General features: G+C 70.1%; 23 protein-coding genes. 4 read left to right on the forward strand and 19 right to left on the reverse strand.

The window, feature by feature from the left end; translation table 11 throughout:
- Nucleotides 1-64 precede the first annotated feature (64 nt).
- Nucleotides 65-1357 carry an O-acetylhomoserine aminocarboxypropyltransferase/cysteine synthase family protein gene (locus MEICH_RS0113275; protein ID WP_027893040.1) on the forward strand — a complete coding sequence of 431 codons (1293 nt, stop codon included), beginning with the start codon at nt 65-67 and terminating at the stop codon, nt 1355-1357.
- Nucleotides 1358-1382: 25 nt separating this feature from the next.
- Nucleotides 1383-2573: a homoserine O-acetyltransferase MetX gene (gene metX, locus MEICH_RS0113280; protein WP_245587650.1), complete on the forward strand. Its 1191-nt coding sequence runs from the start codon at nt 1383-1385 to the stop codon at nt 2571-2573.
- A gap of 136 nt (nt 2574-2709) precedes the next feature.
- Here metX and MEICH_RS0113285 read toward each other — a convergent pair whose 3' ends face one another.
- Complete coding sequence (locus MEICH_RS0113285; RefSeq protein WP_027893042.1) at nt 2710-3972, reverse strand: MFS transporter; 1263 nt, start codon at nt 3970-3972, stop codon at nt 2710-2712.
- 89 nt (nt 3973-4061) lie between these two features.
- Here MEICH_RS0113285 and MEICH_RS0113290 point away from each other — a divergent pair, with 89 nt between their 5' ends.
- Nucleotides 4062-4502: a hypothetical protein gene (locus MEICH_RS0113290; protein ID WP_027893043.1), complete on the forward strand. Its 441-nt coding sequence runs from the start codon at nt 4062-4064 to the stop codon at nt 4500-4502.
- A 28-nt stretch (nt 4503-4530) separates the two neighbouring features.
- On the opposite strand, the gene mqnP is transcribed toward MEICH_RS0113290, so the two are convergent.
- The 18 genes from mqnP to MEICH_RS0113380 all read right to left on the reverse strand — a co-directional run bounded on the left by mqnP (nt 4531) and on the right by MEICH_RS0113380 (nt 19846).
- Nucleotides 4531-5382 carry a menaquinone biosynthesis prenyltransferase MqnP gene (mqnP, locus tag MEICH_RS0113295; protein ID WP_157202773.1) on the reverse strand — a complete coding sequence of 284 codons (852 nt, stop codon included), beginning with the start codon at nt 5380-5382 and terminating at the stop codon, nt 4531-4533.
- 14 nt (nt 5383-5396) lie between these two features.
- Nucleotides 5397-6944 carry an Rqc2 family fibronectin-binding protein gene (locus tag MEICH_RS0113300; RefSeq protein ID WP_027893045.1) on the reverse strand — a complete coding sequence of 516 codons (1548 nt, stop codon included), beginning with the start codon at nt 6942-6944 and terminating at the stop codon, nt 5397-5399.
- A 224-nt stretch (nt 6945-7168) separates the two neighbouring features.
- Nucleotides 7169-7354, reverse strand: coding sequence for a hypothetical protein (locus MEICH_RS0113305; protein WP_027893046.1), 186 nt, complete (start codon nt 7352-7354; stop codon nt 7169-7171).
- 7 nt (nt 7355-7361) lie between these two features.
- Nucleotides 7362-8501 (reverse strand): peroxidase-related enzyme, encoded by a 1140-nt coding sequence (locus MEICH_RS30185; RefSeq protein WP_245587651.1) that lies wholly within the window; start codon nt 8499-8501, stop codon nt 7362-7364.
- Nucleotides 8502-8918 carry a cobalamin B12-binding domain-containing protein gene (locus MEICH_RS0113315; RefSeq protein WP_027893047.1) on the reverse strand — a complete coding sequence of 139 codons (417 nt, stop codon included), beginning with the start codon at nt 8916-8918 and terminating at the stop codon, nt 8502-8504. It lies immediately after the preceding gene.
- A gap of 115 nt (nt 8919-9033) precedes the next feature.
- Nucleotides 9034-9516, reverse strand: coding sequence for an SRPBCC family protein (locus tag MEICH_RS0113320; protein WP_027893048.1), 483 nt, complete (start codon nt 9514-9516; stop codon nt 9034-9036).
- A gap of 197 nt (nt 9517-9713) precedes the next feature.
- On the reverse strand, nt 9714-9887 hold the full coding sequence (locus tag MEICH_RS28755; RefSeq protein WP_157202774.1) for a hypothetical protein: 174 nt from the start codon (nt 9885-9887) through the stop codon (nt 9714-9716).
- Between the two features lie 32 nt (nt 9888-9919).
- Nucleotides 9920-10108, reverse strand: coding sequence for a hypothetical protein (locus tag MEICH_RS0113330; protein WP_027893049.1), 189 nt, complete (start codon nt 10106-10108; stop codon nt 9920-9922).
- A gap of 551 nt (nt 10109-10659) precedes the next feature.
- Nucleotides 10660-11418, reverse strand: a complete 759-nt coding sequence (locus MEICH_RS0113335; protein ID WP_027893050.1) for a 3-hydroxybutyrate dehydrogenase — start codon at nt 11416-11418, stop codon at nt 10660-10662.
- Nucleotides 11419-11433: 15 nt separating this feature from the next.
- On the reverse strand, nt 11434-12078 hold the full coding sequence (locus MEICH_RS0113340; RefSeq protein ID WP_420804468.1) for an ABC transporter ATP-binding protein: 645 nt from the start codon (nt 12076-12078) through the stop codon (nt 11434-11436).
- 160 nt (nt 12079-12238) lie between these two features.
- Nucleotides 12239-12955, reverse strand: a complete 717-nt coding sequence (locus MEICH_RS0113345; RefSeq protein WP_027893052.1) for an ABC transporter ATP-binding protein — start codon at nt 12953-12955, stop codon at nt 12239-12241.
- Nucleotides 12948-13859 (reverse strand): branched-chain amino acid ABC transporter permease, encoded by a 912-nt coding sequence (locus MEICH_RS0113350; protein ID WP_027893053.1) that lies wholly within the window; start codon nt 13857-13859, stop codon nt 12948-12950. The genes MEICH_RS0113345 and MEICH_RS0113350 overlap by 8 nt, the downstream gene beginning before the upstream one ends.
- Nucleotides 13856-14713 (reverse strand): branched-chain amino acid ABC transporter permease, encoded by an 858-nt coding sequence (locus MEICH_RS0113355; protein WP_027893054.1) that lies wholly within the window; start codon nt 14711-14713, stop codon nt 13856-13858. The genes MEICH_RS0113350 and MEICH_RS0113355 overlap by 4 nt, the downstream gene beginning before the upstream one ends.
- 45 nt (nt 14714-14758) lie before the next feature.
- On the reverse strand, nt 14759-15922 hold the full coding sequence (locus tag MEICH_RS0113360; RefSeq protein WP_027893055.1) for an ABC transporter substrate-binding protein: 1164 nt from the start codon (nt 15920-15922) through the stop codon (nt 14759-14761).
- A 55-nt stretch (nt 15923-15977) separates the two neighbouring features.
- Nucleotides 15978-16382 carry a MaoC family dehydratase gene (locus tag MEICH_RS0113365; protein WP_027893056.1) on the reverse strand — a complete coding sequence of 135 codons (405 nt, stop codon included), beginning with the start codon at nt 16380-16382 and terminating at the stop codon, nt 15978-15980.
- Nucleotides 16379-17344, reverse strand: a complete 966-nt coding sequence (locus MEICH_RS25005) for an alpha/beta fold hydrolase (RefSeq protein ID WP_027893057.1) — start codon at nt 17342-17344, stop codon at nt 16379-16381. The genes MEICH_RS0113365 and MEICH_RS25005 overlap by 4 nt, the downstream gene beginning before the upstream one ends.
- Complete coding sequence (locus MEICH_RS0113375) at nt 17337-18821, reverse strand: class I adenylate-forming enzyme family protein (RefSeq protein WP_027893058.1); 1485 nt, start codon at nt 18819-18821, stop codon at nt 17337-17339. The genes MEICH_RS25005 and MEICH_RS0113375 overlap by 8 nt, the downstream gene beginning before the upstream one ends.
- Nucleotides 18821-19846 carry a 3-oxoacyl-ACP synthase gene (locus MEICH_RS0113380; protein WP_036218557.1) on the reverse strand — a complete coding sequence of 342 codons (1026 nt, stop codon included), beginning with the start codon at nt 19844-19846 and terminating at the stop codon, nt 18821-18823. Before MEICH_RS0113380 ends, MEICH_RS0113375 begins: the two co-directional genes overlap by 1 nt.
- A 291-nt stretch (nt 19847-20137) precedes the next feature.
- Here MEICH_RS0113380 and purH point away from each other — a divergent pair, with 291 nt between their 5' ends.
- The gene (purH, locus tag MEICH_RS0113385) at nt 20138-21640 is read left to right on the forward strand and encodes a bifunctional phosphoribosylaminoimidazolecarboxamide formyltransferase/IMP cyclohydrolase (protein ID WP_027893060.1); all 1503 of its coding nucleotides are present in this window, start codon (nt 20138-20140) and stop codon (nt 21638-21640) included.
- Nucleotides 21641-21674 lie beyond the last annotated feature (34 nt).

The following is a 21674-nucleotide window of genomic DNA, read 5'->3' on the forward strand; positions in this document are numbered from 1 at the left end:
AAACCTCCAGCCAGGTCCCCCTTGGGACCGTCCCGCCCCAAATCTTGCGGTTGGAGGTTTTTTCATGTCCAAGAAGCTCAGCTTCGAGACCCTGCAGCTCCACGCCGGTTACAGCCCCGACCCCAGCACGGGCGCCCGCCAGGTGCCCATCTACGCCACCACCTCCTACCAGTTCAAGGACGCCGACCACGCGGCCCGGCTCTTCGGGCTGCAGGAGTTCGGCAACATCTACACCCGCATCATGAACCCTACCACCGACGTGCTCGAGAAGCGCATCGCCGCGCTCGAGGGCGGGGTGGCGGGCCTGGCGACGAGCTCGGGCCACGCCGCGCAGTTCCTGGCCTTCACCAACCTGGCCCAGGCCGGGGACAACATCGTCGCCACGCCCAACCTCTACGGCGGCACCTGGAACCAGCTCAAGGTCACGCTGCCGCGCCTGGGCATCGAGACCCGCTTCACCAGCCGCGCCGAGAGCCCCGAGGACTTCATCGCCGCCACCGACGCGAACACCCGGGCCTGGTTCATCGAGTCCATCGGCAACCCCGCGCTCAACATCCCCGACTTCGAGGCCATCGCGCAGGCCGCGCGGGAGCAGGGCGTGGCCCTGATCGTGGACAACACCTTCGGGCAGGGGGGCTACCTGTTCCGACCCATCGAGTGGGGCGCCAACGTGGTGGTGCACTCGGGCACCAAGTGGATCGGCGGGCACGGGGCGGCCATCGCCGGGCTGATCGTGGACGGGGGCAACTTCGCCTGGGACAACGGGCGCTACCCGCTCCTGACCCAGCCCCAGCCCGGCTACCACGGCCTCGAGCTCACCAAGGCCTTCGGCAACCTGGCCTTTATCCTCAAGGCCCGCGTGGACGGCCTGCGCGACCAGGGCCAGGCGCTGGGCCCCTTCGAGGCCTGGGTGCTGCTGCTGGGCCTGGAGACCCTCTCGCTGCGGGCCGAGCGCCACGTGCAAAACACCCTCGAGATCGCCCACTGGCTGCGCGAGCAGGAGGAGGTGGCCTGGGTCAACTACCCAGGCCTGGAGGACCACCCCAGCTACGCCAAGGCCCAGAAGTACTTCCGCGGCAAGCCGGGCGCGGTGCTCACCTTCGGGCTCAAGGGCGGCTACGAGGCGGCCAAGGGTTTCATCAACCGCCTCGAGCTCGTCTCGCACCTCGCCAACGTGGGCGACTCGCGCACCCTGGCGATCCACCCCGCCTCCACCACCCACTCCCAGCTCAGCGCCCAGGAGCAGGTGCTCGCCGGGGTCAGCCCCGAGCTGGTGCGCCTGAGCGTGGGCCTCGAGGCCGCCGAGGACCTCAAGGCCGACCTCAAGCAGGCGCTGCGGGCCCCGGTGGGCGTTTGAGCAGGGCGCAAAGGAGGCCAAGGCCGTGAGCACGACCAGCGTGGTGCTCGACCCCGGGGGCGACCTGATCCGGGAGACCTGGGGCGAGCACGAGGCCTTGCTCTACAAGCCGCCGCGCTCGAGGGGGCGGGTCACCCCGCCCCAGCCCCAGACCGTGCGCCTGACCGCGCCGGGCGAGGTGTTCGGGCTCGAGCAGGGCGGCCTCCTGCCCGAGCTGCACCTGCGCTACGAGACCTACGGCCACCTCGACCGGGCCCGTGACAACGCGGTGCTGGTCTTCCACGCCTGGACCGGCTCCGCCCACCTGGCCGGCACCTACGACGAGCCCACCCTCAAGCTGCTGAGCCCGCTCGAGCAGGCCTTCGGCGCCGACGGCTGGTGGGACGCGCTGGTGGGGCCGGGCCGCGTCCTGGACTCCGGGCAGAAGTTCGTGATCTGCGCCAACCACCTCGGCTCGTGCTACGGCTCCACCGGGCCGCTCTCGCGCAACCCCCTCACCGGCGAGCCCTACGGCCCGGAGTTCCCGGCCATCACCGTGCGCGACATGGCCCGCGCCCAGGCCCGGCTGCTCGACCACCTGGGCATCGAGAAGGTCACGGTGCTGGGCGGAAGCCTGGGGGGGATGGTGGCGCTCGAGTTTGCCCTGCTCTACCCCGAGCGCGTGCGGCAACTCGTGGTGCTGGCCGCGCCCAGCGTCCACGGTCCATGGGCCCGCGCCTTCAACCGGCTCTCCCGCGAGGCCGTGCTCAGCGACCCGGCCTACCGCGGCGGCTACTACAGCGAGCAGCCCCTGGGCCTGCAACTCGGCCGGGCCATCGCCATGCTCTCCTTCCGCTCGCCGGAGTCGTTCAACCTGCGCTGGAACGAGAGCCCGGCCAAGGGCGAGAGCTACGTGCTCTACCAGGGCGAGAAGTTCATCCGCCGCTTCGACGCCAACGCCTACCTCACCCTCTCCAACGCCATGGACACCCACGACGTCACGCGGGGCCGGGGGAGCCTCGAGGCCGCCCTGAACCGCCTGCGCAGCATCCCCAGCCTGTGGGTGGGCATCGACACCGACGTGCTCTACACCGCCGCCGAGGTGCGGCTGGGCGCCCTGCTTTCTGGCGGCGAATACCGCGAGATCCAGAGCCCGCACGGGCACGACGCCTTCCTGATCGAAACCGATCAGGTCGAGGAGATCCTCACGGGGTTTCTGTCGATGGTCGGTAGCTGATAGCCGAACGCCGAACGCCGAACGCGGGTCGTACGTCCTACGTCGTACGTCGTACGCAAGACGCTAAATGCTAAACGCTAAACGCAAGACGCTGTAGGGACGACCCGCGGGTCGTCCCTACCAAATTCCCGGCACCTCAGCCCTCGTACCGCCCTGGGCTGACCTCGGCGAGCCTCGAGACCATCACCGCGGGGTAGATCAGCAGCAGCACGCCTGCGACGCCGATGGCCCAGATGCCCACGCCCTCCACCAGGAAGCCCGCGAGGATGGGGAGGACGGCGCCGGCGCCGTTGGACCATACGTCCAGCACGCCGATGGCCCGGCCGCGCTCGCCTGGGGCGGTGGTGTCGGCGACGACGGTGGTGGCGCCGTTGTAGGCGCCGCACCAGCCCAGGCCCACCAGGAAGGTGCCCAGGGTGATGGTGAGGTATTCGTGGGTGAAGCCCACCAGCAGCGCGCCGAGCGCCGAGAGCAGCAGGCCCCCCAGCATCACCGGCTTGCGGCCGATGCGGTCGGTCAGGCGGCCCACCGGCCAGGAGAAGGCGAACATGCCCAGCACGTGCAGCGTGACCGAGATCGAGATCAGGTTGAAGCTGCAGCCCTGCTGGTGCAGGGCGAGCGAGGTCATCGCCATGAGCATCACCATCTGGCCCTGCGCGGCGACGCCGGCCCAGACGGCGATCTTGCGGGGGGTGCTCGAGCCTGCGCCGGCGGGAGCGTGGGCGGGGCCCCCGGCGGGGAGGTGGGGGTAGTATTCCTGGAGCCGCAGGGCGATCTGCTTGGGGTCGGGACGCACCAGGGCGGTGAGGAGGAAGGCGGGGATCACGCACAAGGGCACCAGGAACCAGGCCACCGCCAGCGGGGACTGCCCCACCTCCACCGCCAGCCGCTCGGCCAGGGCCACGATCAGCGGGGAGAGCACCGCGCCCAGCAGCGACCCCATCAGCACCAGGCTGATGCCCTCGCTGCGGCGCTGCGGGGGGTACATGTCGGCGGCCGCGACCCGGAGCTGCTGGGTGGCCCCCACGCCCGCCCCGAAGACCAGCACCCCCGCCGTGAAGAGCCAGAAGGAGCCCAGCCCCATCCCCACCCCCGTCATCAGCGAGCCGAGGAGGGCCAGGACGAGCCCGATGTAGAGCCCGGCCTTGCGGCCCCTCGAGTCGCTCACCCGGCCGATGGGGTAGGCCACGAGCATCCGCGCGAGCCCCGCGAGGGCTGTGGCCAGCCCCGACCAGGTGTTGGTGCCCATCAGTTGCACCACGCTGATGGCCCCAAGGGCGGGGATGAGCTGCATCCCGGCCCCCACCACCGCCTGGGTGATCGCCAGAAGCAGGGTGTTGCGCCGGATCAGGGGCGGGATGCCGGAGGAGGTAGCAGGCTGGGCGGGCTCGAGGGCCATGACGGTAAGGATACCGCCGCCACGCCCGGATTTACAGCGCTGTGATCTTTGCGGCTCGAGCCGAAACTGGAACAGTTACTATAGCCACCATGAAGGCGAACCGTTTTCTCCTCCTGCTGGCCGCTATCTTGCTCGTTTGCTTTGCTACTGCCCAGGTGCAGGGCCGGGTCGTCACCGTCTCGCAGTTCACCCTGTGGAACTTCCCCCTCACCGGCTACGAGTTCATCGGCGGGGGCCCTTACGAGGACATGAAGCAGTCCATGAACCGCCTGGCCAACGGGATCGGCCGGGACTGTACCCGCTACGAGTTCGTGATGTTCCACGACCAGATCACGGGCCCCGGCTCCGTCCAGCCCGACGCCGTCATCGCCCGGATGCGTGAGAAGCTCCTCGCCAACGGCTTCCAGGTGCGGGACGTCCTCAACGGCGCTGCCTGGCTGGCCTCCTTCAGCAGCTACACCTACCTGGGCACCTGGTCCAAGCTCGACAAGGAGCCGGGCGTGATGCTGTTTTGGTGTCAGCTCCGGTAGGGCCACTAGCCCACGGGGGCGGTTCGGCTTACAGCAGCGTCTCGAGCGCGATGAAGGTGAACATGCCCAGGCTGATCACCACGTTGGCCTGGAAGAAGGCGGCGTCGATCTTGGAGAGGTCGGAGGGGCTGACCAGGCGGTGCTCGTACCACAGCACCAGCCCGGCGCACAGCACGCCCAGGAAGTAGGCCGCGCCCGCGCCGTAGAGCCAGCCGGTCAGGGCGAAGCCCAGCCAGGCCAGGAAGTGCGTCGCGCGGGCGATCCGCAGTGCCGTGGCGAGGCCGAAGCGGGCCGGGACGCTGTGGATCCCGTGCTCGCGGTCGAACTGGAAGTCCTGGGTCGCGTAGAGGATGTCGAAGCCCGCGATCCACAGGCCCACCGCGGCCCACAGGGCGAAGGTAGCCGGCTCGAAGGCCCCGGTCACGGCGATCCAGCCGCCCGCCGCCGCCGCGCCGATGGTGAGGCCCAGCCAGTAGTGGCACAGCCAGGTGAAGCGCTTGGTGTAGCTGTAGCCCACCAGGAAGAACACCGCCACCGGCAGCAGCGAGGCCGTGAGGGCGTTGAGGTTGAGCGCCGCCACGCCCAGCAGCAGCAGGCTGATGAGCGAGAGCGCCAGCACCTCGGCCGGGCTGACCAGGCCGCGGGGCAGGTGCCGCCGGGCCGTGCGGGGGTTGCGCGCGTCGATGGCCCGGTCGATGAGGCGGTTGAGGGCCATGGCGGCGGTGCGGGCGCCCACCATCGCCAGGGTGATCCAGAAGAAGGTCTCCGGGCCCGGCCAGCCGCGCCCGGCGAGCAGCATGCCGCCGTAGGCGAAGGGCAGGGCGAAGAGGGTGTGCTCGAAGCGGACGAGCTCGAGGTAGGTGCGAAACCGCGCGATCATAGTGAAAACCGTTCTCAGTCTACGCCTTCGGACAGCGCCGAAGGGGCCTCGGCGTCCACGAAGAGGGTCTTGGCCCCCGTGTAGAGCACCTGCCCCGGCGCGGCCTTGCGCGGGCGCCAGACGTTCTTCTTGGCCGTGTAGTCCACCGCGACGTTGCGCTCGCCGCGGGCCTTGGAGTGGTAGGCGGCGAGCTGGGCGGCGAAGAGCAGGTCGGGGAGGGGGGCGGGCTGGCCCTGGGTGCGCAGGATGACGTGGGAGCCGGGGATGCCCTGGGCGTGGAACCACAGGTCCATCGAGTGGGCGCTGCGGGTGAGGAAGTCGTTCTCCTTGGAGTTGCGGCCCACCCACACCGCGAAGCCGCCCGGCGAGCGCAGCCGCAGGCCCACGCGCCCCTCGTCCGCGTCGTCCTTGCGCTCGAGCCGGCGGGTGAGCTCGGGCAGGCTGGCCCCCTCCAGCGCCGCGACCTCGCGGTGCAGGGCCTCGAGCTGGGCCCGGGTGCGCGGCTCGAGCTCCATGGCCCGCTCGGCCAACGCCTCCAGGCGGCGGGCGCGGCTGTAGTAGCGCTCGGCGTTCTGGGCCGGGGTGAGGGCGGGGTCGAGGGCGATCTCGAGGGGGTCGCCGCCGAAGTCCTCCAGCGTCACCGAAGCGGCCCCGCCGGGGACCCGGTGCAAGTAGGCCAGCAGCACGTCGCCCTTCTCGCGCAGCGCGGGCACCTCGTCGAGCCGGGCGAGCGCCTTGCGGTAGTCGGCCAGGCGGGCCTCGAGGGTGTGGATGCGCTTGTGCAGGGCCTCGCGCAGCGGGCGGCGCAGGGCCTCGGCCTCCTGCCGCTCCCACTCGGCCCGGAGGTCGGTGGCGAGGGAAGTCCGCTCACCTGGGCGCTCGACCAGGCTCTTGAGGGCGCGGTGGAGGGGCTCGAGGTGCTCGGGGGCGAGCACCGTCTGCGGGGTGAGGCCCGCGCGGCGGGCCAGCTCCTGCGTGAGCTCCTTGCCCAGGCCGTCGAGGTGCTTGGAGGCCGCCTGGCTCAGGCTCAGGCCGAGCAGCCGCTCGAGGTCGCCGGGCCCCGCGGTGCGCGGGTCGAGCTTCTCGTAGGGCGGGGGAGGGGTGTAGGCGAGGCCGGGCCGCAGCTCGCGGAAGCGGTTGACCTGCTGGGTCACCTCGCGGTCGAGGGTGAGGATGCGCCCTTCGGGGGTGGTGAGCAGCAGGTTGGCGTTGCGCCCGGTGAGCTCGAAGACTAAGCGGGTGGGCGGGGTGTCCACGAAGCCGCTCTCGCCCTCGAGCTCGAGGAACACCACCCGGTCGAGCTTGAGCTGCCGCGCCTCGAGCAGCCGCCCCTTGGCCCGCGCCGCCAGCGAGCGCTGGAAGGCGGTCTTGGCCTCGCCCTCGAGGGTGCCGGGCTCGAGGGTCAGCAGCGGGTTGGGTGGGCGGTAGCGCAGCACCAGGTTGCCCAGCCCCTCCACCAGCAGCGCCGCCGTCCCCTCGTCGGGAAAGGCCCAGCCCAGCGTGCGTGCGGGCAAACGCCCGGCGAAGTCGCGCAAGACCGCGTTGATCAGCAAACCTTCCATCGTGTGCCCTATCCTTCCAGCCCTCGCGACCTCCGGCCACGCCCACGGCGCAAAAAGCAGGGCAGACACGGGTGCCTGCCCTGACACGGGGTTTATTTTACGCCGAAGTGCTTAGGAGCGTGTCTAGGGTCGAGGGCCAAGGCGTCTCGCGTTTCGCGTCTTGCGTCTTGCGTACGACGTAGGACGTACGACGCACGACCCGCGCCCGGCTATCGGCTATCGACTTACTTCGGCTTCGTCCCCAACAGCCGCACCAACGCCACCGCGTACACCGCCACGAAGCCCAGCAGGCCGAGCTCGAGCCCCACCGTGCGGCCCTGGCTCTCGAGGTAGATCTTCACCCCTTGCAGGACCAACCCCACCGCGGCGGCGGCCACCGTCCACTTCAGGAAATGGGTGATCCCTTCCATCCCGCCTTCACTCGTAGGCGCGGTGCATCCCGTAGTACTCGGCGTTGGGCTTCCAGCCCAGGGCGTTGGCGAGCCGGTTGGTCAGGTTGAACATGGCCGCGACCTGGGCGGCCTCGAAGATGGCCTCGTCGCTCAGCCCCGCGCGGCGCAGGGGCTCGAGGTCGTCCTCCTCCATGCGCGGGGAGGCGGTGGTCATCTGGACGGCGAAGTCCAGCAGCGCCCGCTCACGGGGCGTGACCTCGGCGCGGCGGTAGTTGGCGGCGAGCGCTTCGGGCAGCACGGGGTCGCCGGTGAGCTCGCGCAGGTAGGCCGAGTGCGAGGCCAGGCAGTACTCGCACTGGTTGTGGCTCGAGACCACCACCGCGATCATCTCCCGCTCGCGGCGCGAGAGCTGTCCTTCCGAGCGCATGAGGTAGTCGTAGTAGCTGAACCAGCGCAGGAAGTGCTCGGGCAGCAGGGCGAAGTTGCGGGCGACGTTGGGGACGAGGCCGGTCTTCTCGAGGAACTTGCCGAAGAGGGTTTGCACCGCCTCGGGCAGATCCTCCGGCTCGGGCACCCGCAGCCAGGCGGTCGCGTCGTGGCGGGAGGGGCGGCGTGCGGGGGCCGGGGTGGTGGGGGCTGCTGCCGTGCCGCCGCGGCTGCCGCGCTGGAGGATGGCGTTGATCTGCCGCACCTTCAGGCCGGTCGCCCGGGCGATCTGGACCGGGCTCTGGCCCTGCTGGGCGAGCTCGAGCACCTCGGTGGCGAGCTGCTGGGAGGGTTCGGCGGCCGGGCCCTTGCCCCCGGCCTTCCCCTCGCCCTTCGCCCGCCGTCCCCGGCGTTCCTGGCGCAGCACGCCCCGCTCGCGCAGGGACCGGAGCACCCGCTGGTAGTTGAGCTCGAGGGAGGTGGCGATGTCGATGACCGTCTCGCCCTGGGCGTAGCGGGCCTCGATCTGCGCCAGCAACTCCTCGGGGATCTCCTCGCGCTTGCGGCCCGCGCCCTCGGCGTCCTCGGCCTGCTCCTCGCCAGCCTCGATCTGGCCGGCCTTGGCGAGCAGGCTCCGGACCTGGCGAAAAGGAAGCCCGGTTTCACGGGCGATCTCGGTGATGCTCTTACCTTCTCGCGAGAGGGCTAGAACCTGTTCGACTACGGCGTTCGAGGCCACTTACCCTCCTTGGGCGGCCCAGCGTCGCGGGGCGGCCTGCTGCAAGAACGTGACGATGTCCTGGGTGCTCGTGCCGGGGCCGAACACCGCCGAAACGCCGAGGTCTTTGAGCTTGGGCACGTCTTCGTCGGGGATGATGCCCCCCCCGAACAGCAGGATGTCTTCGGCCTGCTGCTTGCTCAGCAGCCGCTTGACCTCCCGGAAGTAGTGCATGTGGGCCCCGGAGAGGATGGACAGGCCGATGGCGTCGACGTCTTCTTGCAACGCCGCCGAGACGATCATCTCCGGGGTCTGCCGTAAGCCGGTGTAGATCACTTCCATCCCCGAGTCGCGCAGGGCCCGGGCCACCACCTTTGCTCCCCGGTCGTGCCCGTCGAGACCGGGCTTCGCTACGAGAACGCGAATTCTGCGATCCATGACCGTATTCTACGGCATCCTTGGCCCGGGACGGCAATCCGGGGGGCTATTTACGAGCCCGTCCAGCGAGTAGCCCCCTCGCAGGAGGGGGCCGAGCCGTGAGTTTTGGCAGGGTTCAGGTGGCCTGCGGGGCCTGGGCCATCTGCGCGCTGGCGGCCCGTTCGACCTCGCGCTTGAACTCCTCCATCGTGACCTTCAGCAGCTTGCTGGGCTCGCCGAAGAGGGTGGCGTACACGTCGGCGATGCGGTTGAGGAGGGGTGAGGCGAAGTCGACGGTGGCGTCAAAGTGCAGGTCGAGCTGGGTGCCGTTGGGGGTTTCCTCCAGCCGCACCCAGCCGGCGACGTTGAGGTCGTGCTGGGCGCCGGGGACGCTGGCGAACTCGAGGTAGCGGGGCTCCTCGCGCTTGGTCCCCTGCGCCACCCAGACCAGGTCCACCGGCGGCATGCCGCGGGCGACGAAGCGGTAGCCCACCGGCTCCTTGTGCACTTCCTTGAGGTAGGTGGACCAGCGCGGCCAGGACTCGAAGTCCACCAGATGGTCCCACACGAGCTGGATGGGGGCTTGCACGAAGATCTCGAGTTCTTCCTGGAGCTTCATCTCCACCTCCGCACCACTGAACGGCCGAACGAGCAGGGTCGGGCGACATCGGAGAGCCGACGCAGGACACGGGAGACTCGTTATCGATCGGCTTCAGTATAGGACAAATGTCCCGGCAATTGGAAACAGGCCACGCAAAGGCGCTCGAGGCGGGCAAAAAAAGACCTCCCGCGAGGGGAGGCCGGTGGGGGGCGGGTTCAGCCCAGGGCAGGTTCGGGGCGGGGCTCCAGGCGCTCGGCGAGCCGGCGCAGGAGCTGGGCCAGGCGGGCACGGGCGCGGGAAGGCGGGAGCAGGTGGTTGTACCGGGCCTCGTTCTGGAGCTGTTGTGCGCGCTGGCGGGCGAGCTCGAGCGAAAGCTGAAGGTTGTTCATAGACTCCTCCGAATGCGAATCCAGGGGGCCAGTCATCGGACTGGGACCGGGGCTTGGGGTTCGATGCGGTCGGCCATCTGGCGGAAGAAGCGGGCGACGCGGTTGCGGAAGCCGGCCCGGTCGCCGCGGGAGCGGATGCTGCGGGCGACTTCGGCCTCGCGGCGGTACCCTTCGAACTTCTGCTGGCCGATGGCGAATGCGGTGTGGAACTCGAAAGACATGGTTGCCCTCCCGGGGTCGGGTCGGGGGCTCTGCGGTGCGGCGGGCCGGGTGAGCCACGCGCGCTAGCCTGGGGCGGGGTCGCCGCTCGAGGGCTCGTCGCGCTCTTCACTCGCGTTGCGTCCTTTCGGGGACGCAACTGTCCTGGTCCTGGCGCCATTCCCAGCTTTGCTGGGCGGCTCAAACCTGTGAAGAGCACTTTAAACCAAAAAACAGAGCCGGTCTTCTAGCCTTGCTTCCGGGCCGATGCCTCTGCGCTAATTGTGGTGGGGGTTAGCCGACAGAGGCGGTGAGCAGAACAGTGCTCAGCTTGGTAGGGCGGGTCATAAAGCATTGAATGTGCACCATTCGGTCACCTCCTCAGGGTTCTAATGTAACCGGAGCTGGATATTGTATACAACCCCCCGTCACCTGCTTGTACCCGGGCTAAGTATTTATGAGCCTCGAGTGAGTCGGGCGGAAATGCCGGCTGGAAGGACGAAAAGCAAAGGGGAGGGTCGGAAAACCCTCCCCCAACGGCGCTGCTATGCAGGCGTTACTCAGCGAATATGCATCAGCGCGCGGTCCAGCCCAGGTCCATGAGCTGGGCCGAGCCGGTGATGGCGCTGGCCTTGTCGGAGGCGAGGAACAGCGCGAACTCCGCGACCTCCTCGGGCTCGATCAGGCGCTTGATGGCGGCGGGGGCCAGCATGACCTTCTCGATGACCTCGGACTCGGGGATGCCCAGGGTGCGGCTCTGGTCGGCGATCTGGCTCTCGACGATGCCGGTGCGCACGTAGGCCGGGCAGATGGCGTTGCAGGTGATGCCGTGCTCGGCGACCTCGAGCGCGACGGTCTTGGTCAGGCCCATCATGCCGTGCTTGGCCGAGATGTAAGCCGACTTGTAGGGGCTCGCCACCAGCCCGTGCAGGCTCGAGACGTTGATGATGCGCCCCCAGCGCTTTTGTTTCATGCCGGGCACGAGGTACTTGATGAGCTGGAAGGGGGCGGTGAGGAGCACCTGGATCATCATGTTCCAGGTCTCCTCGGGGAACTCCTCGACGGGGTGGATGCGCTGGAGCCCGGCGTTGTTGACCAGGACATCGACGGGGCCGTGCTCGAGCGCCCGCCGCGCCAGCCCGACCACGGCCTCGGGGTCAGAGAGGTCGGCCTTGAGGTAGACGCCGCCCAGGTCGTGGGCCAGCGGCTCGGCGGCGGGGGAGATGTCGTTGAGCAGGACCTTGGCCCCCTCGCGGGCGAAGGCCACGGCGATGGCCCGCCCGATGCCGCTGCCCGCGCCGGTGATGAGTGCGGTTTTGCCGGAGAGTTGCATGGTTCAATCCTAAGGTTACAGCGCCAGGTAGGCCTTCTGCACCCGCTCGTCCTGGGCCAGCTCTTGCGCCGGGCCCGCCAGCACCACCTTGCCGTGTTCGACCACGTAGGCCCGGTCGGCGACCTCGAGCGACAGCGCCACGTTCTGCTCGACCAGCAGCACCCCCATGCCCTCGGCCTTGATGCGGGCCAGGGTGGCGAGCACCTCCTCGGCCAGCTTGGGGGAGAGGCCCAGCGAGGGCTCGTCCACCATCAGGATGCGGGGCCGGCCCATCAGGGCGCGGCCAATCGCCAGCATCTGCTGCTCACCGCCGGAGAGGGTGCCCGCGAGCTGACCGCGGCGCTCGGAGAGGCGGGGGAAGAGGGCGTAAGTGAACTCGAGGCTCTCCTGCCGCCGCTCCCAGGCCAGGAAGGCCGCGCCCAGCAGCAGGTTCTCCTCCACGCTCATCAGGGGGAAGAGCTGCCGCCCCTCGGGCACGTGCCCCAGGCCCAGCGCAGCCCGGCGGGCCGCGGAGAGCCCGGCCAGGCTCTGCCCGTCGAGCCGGATCTCGCCGCCCCAGGGCCGGATCAGCCCGGAGATGGCCCGCAGGGTGGTGGTCTTGCCCGCCCCGTTGGCCCCCAGCACCGCGACGAGCTCCCCCTGGCCGAGCTCGAGGCTCATCCCGAAGAGCACCTGGGCCTTGGCGTAGCCGGCGGTGAGGTCACTGACGGTGAGCTTCACGGCAACCTCCGCTGAGGGGCCTCGAGGGTCAAGGGCCAAGGCGTTTTGCGTCTCGCGTCTTGCGTTTGGCGTATTGCGTACGACCTCCGACGTTCAGCCTTCACGCGCTCCTCCCCAAATAGGCCTCGCGCACTCGCGGGTTGGCCGCCACCTCGGCGTAGGTGCCCTCGGCGATCACCTGCCCGTAGTCCATGACCACCACCCGGTCGGCCAGCGCGCGCACGACCGGCATCAGGTGCTCGATGAACAGCACCGTCACCCCGCTGGCGCGGATCTTCTTGATGAGCTCGACGGCCTCCATGGCCTCGGCGGGGCGCAGCCCGGCCATCACCTCGTCGAGCAGCAGCAGCCTGGGCTGGGTGCACAGGGCGCGGGCGAGCTCGAGCCGCTTGTCCTCGAGCAGCGTGAGCTCGTGGGCGGGGGTGTCGGCCTTGGGGGCTAAGCCGGTGAGCTCGAGCACCTCCTCCACCACGGCTTTGGCCTTGCTCATGGGCGTGCCCGGCTTGCCGAAGAGCGCGCCCACCAGCAGGTTCTCCCGCACGCTCATCTCGGCGAAGGGCTGCACGATCTGGAAGGCCCGCCCCAGGCCGTGCCAGGCCCGCACCTCGGGGGGGGACTGGGTGAGGTCCTTGCCCAGCAGCTCGAGGGTGCCCAGGTCGGGCGCGAAGAGCCCGGAGATCAGGTTGAGCAGCGTGCTCTTGCCCGCCCCGTTGGGCCCGATCACCGCGAAGATCTCGCCCTGCCGCACCTCGAAGCTCACCTCGTTGACGGCCACCAGGCCGCCGAAGCGCTTGGTCAGGCGGTTGAGCTTAAGCATGCCGCCCCCCTCTGCGCCTCGAGAACCACCCCACCAGGCCGCGCGGCAGGAAGAGGATCGCCAGGATCAGCAGCACGCCGTAGACCACCAGGTACCCCTCCCCGATGCGCAGGCGCAGCCAGGTCTCCAGGCCCACCAGCAGCAGCCCCCCCACCAGCGGCCCCGTCGTGGTGTAGAGCCCGCCGAAGATGGGGATCACCAGCGCCTCCACCGCCCGGCCCAGGCTGAAGGCGTCGTAGGGGGAGAGGAAGAGGGTCTTCATGCCGTACACGCCCCCGGCTAAGCCCGCCAGGGCGCTCGAGAGCAGGAAGGCCACCAGCTTGACCCGCACCACCGGCACCCCCAGCACGCGCGCCACCGCCTCGCCCTGCCGGATGGCGGCCATGGCGTAGCTCAGGCGGCTGCGGCTGACCAGGTAGCTCGTCAGCACGCACAACCCTAGCACCGTCACCGCCAGGTAGTACCCGCCCAGCGGGAAGCGCCCGTCGAAGGGCGGGGCCACGATCATGCCGATGGAGCCGCCGGTGAAGCCCGCCTTGAGCACGAAGGTGCGCATGACCTCGCTGAAGGCCAAGGTGGCGATGGCGAAGTACATCCCGTGCAGCCGCAGCGTCGCCAGGCCCAGCAGGAAGCTCCCCGCGGCGGCCACCACCCCCCCCGCGAGCAGCGCGGGCAGGGTGCCCAGCGCCGGGGCGGCGAGCGCGGCGGTGTAGGCCCCCAGCCCGAAGAAGGCCCCGTGCGCCAGCGAGAGCTGCCCGGTGCGCGCCAGCAGGTCCCACGACAGCGCCAGCCCGCTCAGCAAGAAGGCGAACTGCGCGGTGTCGAGCGCGAAGGGCTGCCAGCTCCCTAAGGGCAGCGCGGGCAGGATGAGGGCGAAGAGCAGCAAGACGCCCGCGAGGATCATCGGAACCTCCAGCTTCGGTAGGTCAGGCTGACGAAGATGACCAGGAAGAACACCGCCTCCACCCAGCCGCCCCCGCCCGGCACGTAGGTGCTCACGAAGGCCTCGGCCATCGCGAGCACGACGGCAGCCGGGATCACCCCGCGCAGGTTGCCCAGCCCCGCCATCACGATGATGGCGAAGGCCTTGAGGGTGTAGGCGAAGCCGATGGTCGGCGAGGCGTAGAGCATCACCGAGAGCATCACGCCCGCCACCCCGGCCAGCGCTGCCGACAGCCCGAAGGCGAGGAGGTAGACCCGCTGGGTCTCGATGCCCAGCAGCCCCGGTGCGAGCCGGTTCTGTGCCACCGCCCGCACCGCGAAGCCCAGCCGGGTGCGGCCCAAGAACCAGTAGAGCCCGCTGAGCAGCGCCACCGAGAGCACGAAGGAGGCGAAGGGCACCAGGCCGAACGACAGCCCGAGCAGGCTCACGGTGCTGCCCTGGTAGGGCGGGCTCACCACGCGGGTGTCGGCGCCGAAGAGCAGCAGGGCCAGGTTTTGCAGGGCGATGGACAGGCCGAAGGTCAGGAGCATCTGGTTGAGCTCGGGCGCGGCCAGCACGGGCCGGATGAGCCCGTAGTAGCTGATGGCCCCCACCGCGAAGGCGGCCAGCGCGGCGGCGCCCAGCGAGATCAGGGGGTCGAGGCCCTGGGCGGTGAACAGGAAGTAGGAGACGAAGGCTCCGATCATCAAAAACTCGCCGTGGGCGAAGTTGACGATGCCGACCACGCCCACCGCCAGGGCCAGCCCGCTGGCGACCAGGGCATACACCCCGGCCGCCAGCAGTCCGTTAATGAGGGTTTGCAGGAGGATTTCCACAGGCTGGTAAAAGGCGGGGCAGCTTCGGGGCTGCCCCGCGGAAGGCTAGTAGCTGCCGGGGTAGCGGATCGGGCGGGCCGCGCCCTTGGCCGGGTAGACCTGGCGGCGGGCCCCGCCCAGGTACTGGAACTGGAACCAGATGCTCGCGTCGAAGCCCTGGTACTTGGTCTTGCCGGTGTCGGAGGGCTTGAAGGCCAGCGGTCCGAAGGGGGTGCTGAGCTTGACCTTGGCGAGCGCCTCGGCCACCTTGTCCTTCTCGGCGCTGCCCGCGGCGGTCACGGCGGCGGTGAGGGCCTTGACGATGGTGTAGCCCATGGGCGCCATGTACTCTTCGGTGACCTCACCGTACTTCTTCTTGTAGGCCGCGACGAAGTTGCGCGACTCGGGGTTCGACACCGAGGGCAGCCAGGCGCTCATGCCCACCACGTCGTTGCTGCTGGGGTTCTTGTCGAAGCCGATGGGCCAGGCCGGGGGCGCGCCGTAGATCAGCTTGGGCTTGAGGCCCACCTGGCGGGCCTGGGTGGCGATGGGCAGCGCGTCCCAGTCGTAGCCGATCCAGTAGAGGATGTCGGGCTGGAAGGACTTGAAGCGGGTGAGCACGGCGGTGAAGTTGCCGGTGTTGGTCTTGAAAGGCTCGGCCTGCACGTTATAGCCCGCCTCCTGCAGCAGCTTGCGGTAGGTGGGCATCCCCGACGAGCCGAAGGGGCCGTCTTCGTAGAGGATGGCGATCTTGCGGGCGCCCTGGCCGTAGAGGTGCTTGAAGAAGTCCATGGCCGCGGCGACGTTGTGGTAGTCCCAGGGGTGGAAGTGGAAGAAGTTGTCGTAGCCGGTGAAGGCGTTCTCGACCAGCGAGCTCGCGGCGCCGATGGCCAGGAACAGCGGCTGGTACTGCTTGACCGGGCCCGCCATCGCCAGGGTGGGGCCGGAGCCCAGCCCGCCGATGACGATGTCGACCTTGTCGACGGTGAGCAGCTTGGTCAGTGCGGGGACGGCCTTGTCGGCGGCGTTGCCGTCGTCCACGGTGACGAGCTCGAGCCGCACCTTGCCCGCGGCGTTGGCCTCGTCGGCGGCCAGTTGGATGCCGTTGAGGGCCGCCTTACCGCCCACCGTCGAGAGGGGCAGGATCACCCCCACCTTCACGTTGGTCTGGGCCAGGCTCAGGCCCATGACCGCTACGGCTGCGCTTGCCAAAACCAGCAGTTTCTTCATGGCTTTCCTCCTCGAACTTCAGCGTCTGCGCTGTGGGTTCCTTTGCTCGTGTGCTTCACGCGGGCTCCTCGTAGAGCACCGTGGCCTCGCCCTCGATCACCCGCTCGCCGCGCTGGTTGGTGCAGACGGTCTGCAGGGTGAGGATGGGCTTGTCCTCGCGGATGGCCGTGACGGTGACGGTGGCGGTGATGGTGTCGCCGACGTGGGTCGGGCGCAGGAACTTCAGGCTCTGGCCCAGGTAGACCGCGCCCACACCGGGCAGCTTGGTGCCGATGCAGGTCGAGATCAGCCCGGCGACCAGGATGCCCTGGGCGATGCGCCCGCCGAAGCGGCTCTTCTTGGCGTACTCGGCGTCCACGTGCAGCGGGTTGGTGTCGCCCACCGCGCCCACGAACATCGCGATGCTGGCCTCGCTGATGGTCTGCGAGTAGCTCGCAGCGTCGCCTACCTTGAACTTCACGCTCTCACCTCCAGGAATTCGTGCAGCAGCCGGGCCAGGCCGGGGGTGTCCTCGAGCACCGCCACGTGCCCCACGGCGCTCAGGACGTGGTGGCGGGCGCCGGGGATGGCCTCGGCGATCTCCTGGCCGTAGCGCGGCGGGAAGAGCAGGTCCTCCTCGCCCGAGACCACCAGGGTCGGGACGTGGACGCCCGCTAGGCGGGGCCGCAGGTCGCCCAGGGTCAGGAAGCCCGCGATCAGGTTGCGCTGGGCTTCCTCGGTGGGCGCCGCGGCGAACATCTGCTCGAGCGAGGGGGGGCTGTCCATCTCGGGGTGGGCCTCGAGGTAGGCCCGGCCCCAGATCCACGGCAGCGCGACCCGCAGCCGCCCCCGGGTGCCGCCCCACTCCAGCGCCAGCCGCCAGCTCTCGACCTTGGCCCGGATGAGGGGGTCGAGGCGCGGGGTGGTGCACAGCAGGGTCAGGCTTTGCAGCCCCGCGGGCCGCCGGGCCGCGAAGACCTGGGCGACCACGCCGCCGTTGGAGAGCCCGAGCAGGTGGTAGCGCTCGAGGCCGAGCGCGGCGAGGAGGGCCTCGAGGTCCTGGGCGTGGAGCTCGGGGGTGTAAGCCCCCTCCGGCACCGCGCTGCGCCCCTGGCCGCGCATGTCGTAGCGCAGGACGGTGAAACCCCCTGACGCACGGGCTTCCTCCCGTCCCGAAGGGGATCGTCCCTCCGGTGCACGGGGCTCGCCCCGTCCCGAAGGGGATCGTCCCTCCGGTGCACGGGCTTCGCCCCGTCCTGAAAGGGATCGTCCGTCCGGTGCACGGGGTTTGCCCCGTCCCGAAGGGGATCGTCCTTGCAGGTGCGGCATCAGGGGCTCCCAGGCCTCGACCCGCTGGAAGATGCCATTAGCCAGCACCAGCACGGGGCCGCTGCCCTCGAGCTGGTAGTAGAGCTTGGTGCCGTTGACCTCGACCTCAGGCATGGGTCCTCCCGTAGCGTTCGGCCAGTTCGCCCTTGAGGATCTTGCCGGGGGCGCTCTTGGGGAGTTCCGGCAGGAAGACGTAGCGCTTGGGCACCTTGTACGCCGCCAGGCGGCCCCGCAGGAAGGCGCGCAACTCCTCGGCCTCGAGCGCGGCTCCGTCCTTGAGCACCACGCAGGCCAGCCCTACCTCGCCCCACTGCGCGTCGGGAACGCCCACCACGGCGCACTCGGCCACCAGGGGGTGGTCGTAGAGGGCCCGCTCGACCTCGATGGGGTAGACGTTCTCCCCGCCCGAGATGAACATCTCCTTGCTGCGCCCGACGATGTAGTAGCGGCCCGCCGCGTCGCGCTGGGCGAGGTCGCCGGTGCGCAGCCAGGTCCGGCCCCCCTGCTCGGCGAAGCACCTGGCGGTGTCGGCGGGGCGGGCGTAGTAGCCCTTCATCACGGTGGGGCCGCTCAGCCAGAGCTCGCCGGTCCCGGCCCCCTCGACCTCCTTGCCCTCGGCGTCCACCAGCCGCGCCCACAGGTGGGGCATGGGGCGGCCCACCGAGTCGGGGAACTGCTCGGCCTCCTCGGGCTCGAGGGCGAAGCAGTTCACGCCGCACTCGGTCAGGCCGTAGCCCTGGCGGAAGCGGACGCCCTTGGCGGCGTAGGCCTGGCGCACCGGGGCCGGGCAGGGGGCCCCGCCCGAGATGGCCCAGCGCACGCTCGAGAAGTCGGCGGCGGCGAAGTGGGGGTGGTTGGCGAGCATCTGGAACATGGTGGGCACCAGGAACAGCAGCGTGGCCCGCTGCTGCTGCGCCCAGGCCAGGTGCTCGCCGGGGTCGAACTTCTCCTGGATCATCACGCCCCCGCCCAGGTACAGCAGCGGCGTGCACAGCGCGTTGAGGGCCGCGTGGAACATCGGCGTGGCCACGACGTAGCGGTCCTGGGGGCTCAGGCCCCAGGTCATGGCGGTCTGGGCCGCGTTGACGAGCAGTTGCCGGTAGGGGAGCATGGCCCCCTTGGGCAGCCCCGTGGTGCCGCCGGTGAACAGGATGAGCGCGGTGTCCTCGAGCCCCGCCCGAAAGGGCGCGAAGCCGGCGGCGGGCAGCGACTGGAGCGCCTCGAGCGGCCTGGCCTGGGGGTCGAGCCGGCGCGCGGTCTCCTCCTGACCCGGCCCGAAGAAGAGGGCGCTGGGCCGCGTGTACTCCATCAGCCCCTGCAACTCCGCCGGGCTCAGCCGGTGGTTGAGGAGGGTGGGGACGAAGCCCAGCAGGGGGGCGGCGAAGTAGAGCTCGAGGTAGCCCAGGTGGTTGGGGCTGAGCACGGCCACCCGGTCCCCCGGGCCCACGCCGAGCCCGGCCAGCGACCCCGCCGCACGCCGGGCACGGGCGTACAGCTCGCCGTAGCCGATCCACTCGCCCCGCCAGTACACCGCCGGGCGCTGGGGGTGATAGGCCGCCAGGCGCTCGAGCCAGTTGGCGTTGAGCTCCATCACGCGCCCCCCTCGCCGGCGTCGGCCCCGTTCTCCCAGCGCAGCACCGCCGCGCCCCAGTGGTAGCCCACGCCCGCCGCCGCCAGCGCGACCAGGCTGCCGGGCCCGATCTTCCCGGCCTCGCGGGCCAGTTTGATCGAGAGGATGGGGTCGAGCTGCCCCAGGTGGCCGTAGTCCGAGAGGTAGATGCTCTGCGCCTCGCTCAGGCCCAGCCCCTCGAGCACCGCCCGGTGCGCCGAGGGCTTCATGTGCAGCAGGGCCAGGTAGTCGAGGTCGGCGGGGGTGTAGCCCGCGTCCTGCAGGGCCCCGCCGATGACCTCGAGGAAGCCCGGCATCGAGACGGTCTCGAGCCTCGACTTCATCAGCTCGGGCTCGGCCACGCGCAGCTTGTACCGCCCCAGGTTCTCCGGGGTCAGCGGCTCGGCGGTGCCGCCCACCGGAACGCGCACGGTCTGGGCCAGCGCCGCGTCGGTCTTGAGCCGGGTCGAGCACAGCCGCAGGCCCGGCCCCTCGCGGCTGAGCACCGCGGCAGCGCCCCCGGCGGCCAGGTCGTACATGAAGCGCACGTCAGGGTCGGTGTAGTCGATCAGGTCGCCGTTGCGGTAGCCGCCCGCGATCAGGACGTGCCGCACCTCGGCTCGAGCCGCAAACAGCCCCTCGGCCACGGCTAGCGCGGTGACGAAGGTGGCGCACTTCTGGTTGACGTCGAAGGCCCAGGCCCGCTCGGCCCCCACCATCTGCGCGACCAGCGGGGCGCTGGTCCAGACCGGGTAATCCTTGTGCTCGTCGGTGATGCTGATGACCACGTCCAGGTCAGAGGCCTCGAGCCCCGCCTCCCGCAGCGCCTCCTGCGCGGCCCACCCGGCCATGCGGGCCGGGTGGTCGCCCGGCCCCGGCACCGGCTTCTGGTGGATCCCCAACTTCTCCCGCACCACCCACTCCGGCAGCCCGCTCGCCGCGGCGATGTCGCCGCTGGTCATGCGCGGTGCAGGCAGGTAGACTCCAAGGCCCCGTAGGTAAGGCATCACAAAACCCCTCGAGTTCGATTGAGCCCGAGTCTACCGGGGCGTTGTTACAGAGTTGTTACACGGGTGCGGGTGCAGGACGCTGAACGCCCAACGCTGAACGCAAAACGCCAGTCGTACGTCGTACGTCCTACGCCGTACGCAAGACGCAAAACGCAAAACGCGAGACGCCCTGGCCCTCGACCCTCGACGTCCCCTGGCTATCGACCGTCAACGTTTTCAGGCGTTCGACGTTCGGCGTTTAGCGTTTGGCTATCGGCTGTCGGCTATCGGCTATATGATGCCCCCCGTATGCGTGCGCTGCTTTCGGTTTCCAACAAGGCGGGCCTGGTGGAGTTCGCCCGCGAGCTGTCGGCTATGGGCTTCGAGCTGGTCTCGACGGGCGGGACCTACAAGGCGCTCGAGGGCGCCGGGCTGAAGGTCACCTACGTCTCAGACGTCACCGGATTCCCGGAAATCCTGGACGGGCGGGTCAAGACGCTGCACCCCAACATCCACGCCGGCCTGCTGGCGACGCGCAGCGCCGAGCACCAGGCGCAGCTCGAGCAGCACGGCATCACGCGCATCGACCTGCTGTGCGTCAACCTCTACCCCTTCCGCGAGACCGTGAGCCGGGGGGCGAGCTTCGAGGAGTGCATCGAGAACATCGACATCGGCGGGCCGGCCATGCTCCGGGCGGCGGCCAAGAACCACGCCGCGGTGCTGCCGGTGTGCGACCCCGCCGACTACCCGCGGGTGCTCGAGGCCCTCCGCAACGGCGTGAGCAGCGCCCTGCGCCAGGAACTCGCCTACAAAGCCTTCGCCCACACCGCCGCCTACGACGCGGCCATCTCCGAGTTCCTGGGCCAGGAGAAGTTCCGCCCTGGCCTGGTGATCGCCCTGGAGCGCGTCAGCGAGCTGCGCTACGGCGAGAACCCCCACCAGGAAGCGGCGCTCTACCGCCTGCAGGGCGAGAGCGGTCCCGTGCTCGACGCCGAGGTCCTGGCCGGCAAGCCCATGGGCTTCAACAACTACGCCGACGCCGACGCCGCCTGGGCGCTGGTGAGCGAGTTCGACGAGCCCGCCTGCGTGGCGATCAAGCACGCCAACCCCTGCGGGGTGGCGGTGGCCTCCGACCCCAAGACCGCCTGGGAGCGCGCCCGCGACGCCGACACCCTCTCGGTCTTCGGCGGGGTGGTGGCGCTCAACCGGCCCGTGGACCTCGAGACCGCCCAGGCCACGAAGGGGACTTTCCTCGAGGTCCTCATCGCCCCCGGGGTGAGCCCGGAGGCCCTGGAGTGGTTCAGAACCAAGAAGCCCGACCTGCGGGTGCTGGTGGCCGGGCCGAGCCGCTTCGGCCCGCTGGAGTTCCGCCCCATCCTGGGCGGCTTCCTGGTGCAGGACCGCGACGTTCAGGCCTGGGGCGGCCTCGAGCCCCGCGTGGTGACGGTGCGCGAGCCCACCGCGCAGGAGTGGCGCGACCTCGAGTTCGCCTGGAAGGTGGGCAAGCACGCCCGCTCCAACAACGTGGTGCTGGCCAGGGACGGCGTGACGGTGGGGGTGGGCACCGGCGCGGTGAGCCGCATCTGGGCCGCCGAGCGCGCCATCCTCAACGCCGGGGAGCGGGCCCAGGGCGCGGTGCTCGCCTCCGAAGCCTTCTTCCCCTTCGACGACGTGGTGCGCGCCGCCGCCGCAGCCGGCGTCAGGGCCATCGTCCAGCCCGGCGGGGCCAAGCGCGACCCCGAGGTGATCGCCGCCGCCGACGAGCTGGGCGTGGCGATGGTGTTCACGGGCTCGAGGCACTTCAAGCACTGAGCAGGCTTCGCCTTGAGCGTTAAGCAGAATGGCT

The organism is Calidithermus chliarophilus DSM 9957, assembly GCF_000430045.1.
Taxonomy (GTDB): domain Bacteria; phylum Deinococcota; class Deinococci; order Deinococcales; family Thermaceae; genus Calidithermus; species Calidithermus chliarophilus.

Bases quoted from the DNA above. Each gene is read 5' to 3' on its own strand.
- MEICH_RS0113275 (WP_027893040.1), top strand. From the start codon at position 65: ATGTCCAAGAAGCTCAGCTTCGAGACCCTGCAGCTCCACGCCGGTTAC.
- MEICH_RS0113285 (WP_027893042.1), bottom strand. From the start codon at position 3,972: ATGGCCCTCGAGCCCGCCCAGCCTGCTACCTCCTCCGGCATCCCGCCC.
- MEICH_RS0113290 (WP_027893043.1), top strand. From the start codon at position 4,062: ATGAAGGCGAACCGTTTTCTCCTCCTGCTGGCCGCTATCTTGCTCGTT.
- mqnP (WP_157202773.1), bottom strand. From the start codon at position 5,382: ATGATCGCGCGGTTTCGCACCTACCTCGAGCTCGTCCGCTTCGAGCAC.
- MEICH_RS0113300 (WP_027893045.1), bottom strand. From the start codon at position 6,944: ATGGAAGGTTTGCTGATCAACGCGGTCTTGCGCGACTTCGCCGGGCGT.
- MEICH_RS0113305 (WP_027893046.1), bottom strand. From the start codon at position 7,354: ATGGAAGGGATCACCCATTTCCTGAAGTGGACGGTGGCCGCCGCCGCG.
- MEICH_RS0113315 (WP_027893047.1), bottom strand. From the start codon at position 8,918: ATGGATCGCAGAATTCGCGTTCTCGTAGCGAAGCCCGGTCTCGACGGG.
- MEICH_RS0113320 (WP_027893048.1), bottom strand. From the start codon at position 9,516: ATGAAGCTCCAGGAAGAACTCGAGATCTTCGTGCAAGCCCCCATCCAG.
- MEICH_RS28755 (WP_157202774.1), bottom strand. From the start codon at position 9,887: ATGAACAACCTTCAGCTTTCGCTCGAGCTCGCCCGCCAGCGCGCACAA.
- MEICH_RS0113330 (WP_027893049.1), bottom strand. From the start codon at position 10,108: ATGTCTTTCGAGTTCCACACCGCATTCGCCATCGGCCAGCAGAAGTTC.
- MEICH_RS0113335 (WP_027893050.1), bottom strand. From the start codon at position 11,418: ATGCAACTCTCCGGCAAAACCGCACTCATCACCGGCGCGGGCAGCGGC.
- MEICH_RS0113340 (WP_420804468.1), bottom strand. From the start codon at position 12,078: ATGAGCCTCGAGCTCGGCCAGGGGGAGCTCGTCGCGGTGCTGGGGGCC.
- MEICH_RS0113345 (WP_027893052.1), bottom strand. From the start codon at position 12,955: ATGCTTAAGCTCAACCGCCTGACCAAGCGCTTCGGCGGCCTGGTGGCC.
- MEICH_RS0113350 (WP_027893053.1), bottom strand. From the start codon at position 13,859: ATGATCCTCGCGGGCGTCTTGCTGCTCTTCGCCCTCATCCTGCCCGCG.
- MEICH_RS0113360 (WP_027893055.1), bottom strand. From the start codon at position 15,922: ATGAAGAAACTGCTGGTTTTGGCAAGCGCAGCCGTAGCGGTCATGGGC.
- MEICH_RS25005 (WP_027893057.1), bottom strand. From the start codon at position 17,344: ATGCCTGAGGTCGAGGTCAACGGCACCAAGCTCTACTACCAGCTCGAG.
- MEICH_RS0113375 (WP_027893058.1), bottom strand. From the start codon at position 18,821: ATGGAGCTCAACGCCAACTGGCTCGAGCGCCTGGCGGCCTATCACCCC.
- MEICH_RS0113380 (WP_036218557.1), bottom strand. From the start codon at position 19,846: ATGCCTTACCTACGGGGCCTTGGAGTCTACCTGCCTGCACCGCGCATG.
- purH (WP_027893060.1), top strand. From the start codon at position 20,138: ATGCGTGCGCTGCTTTCGGTTTCCAACAAGGCGGGCCTGGTGGAGTTC.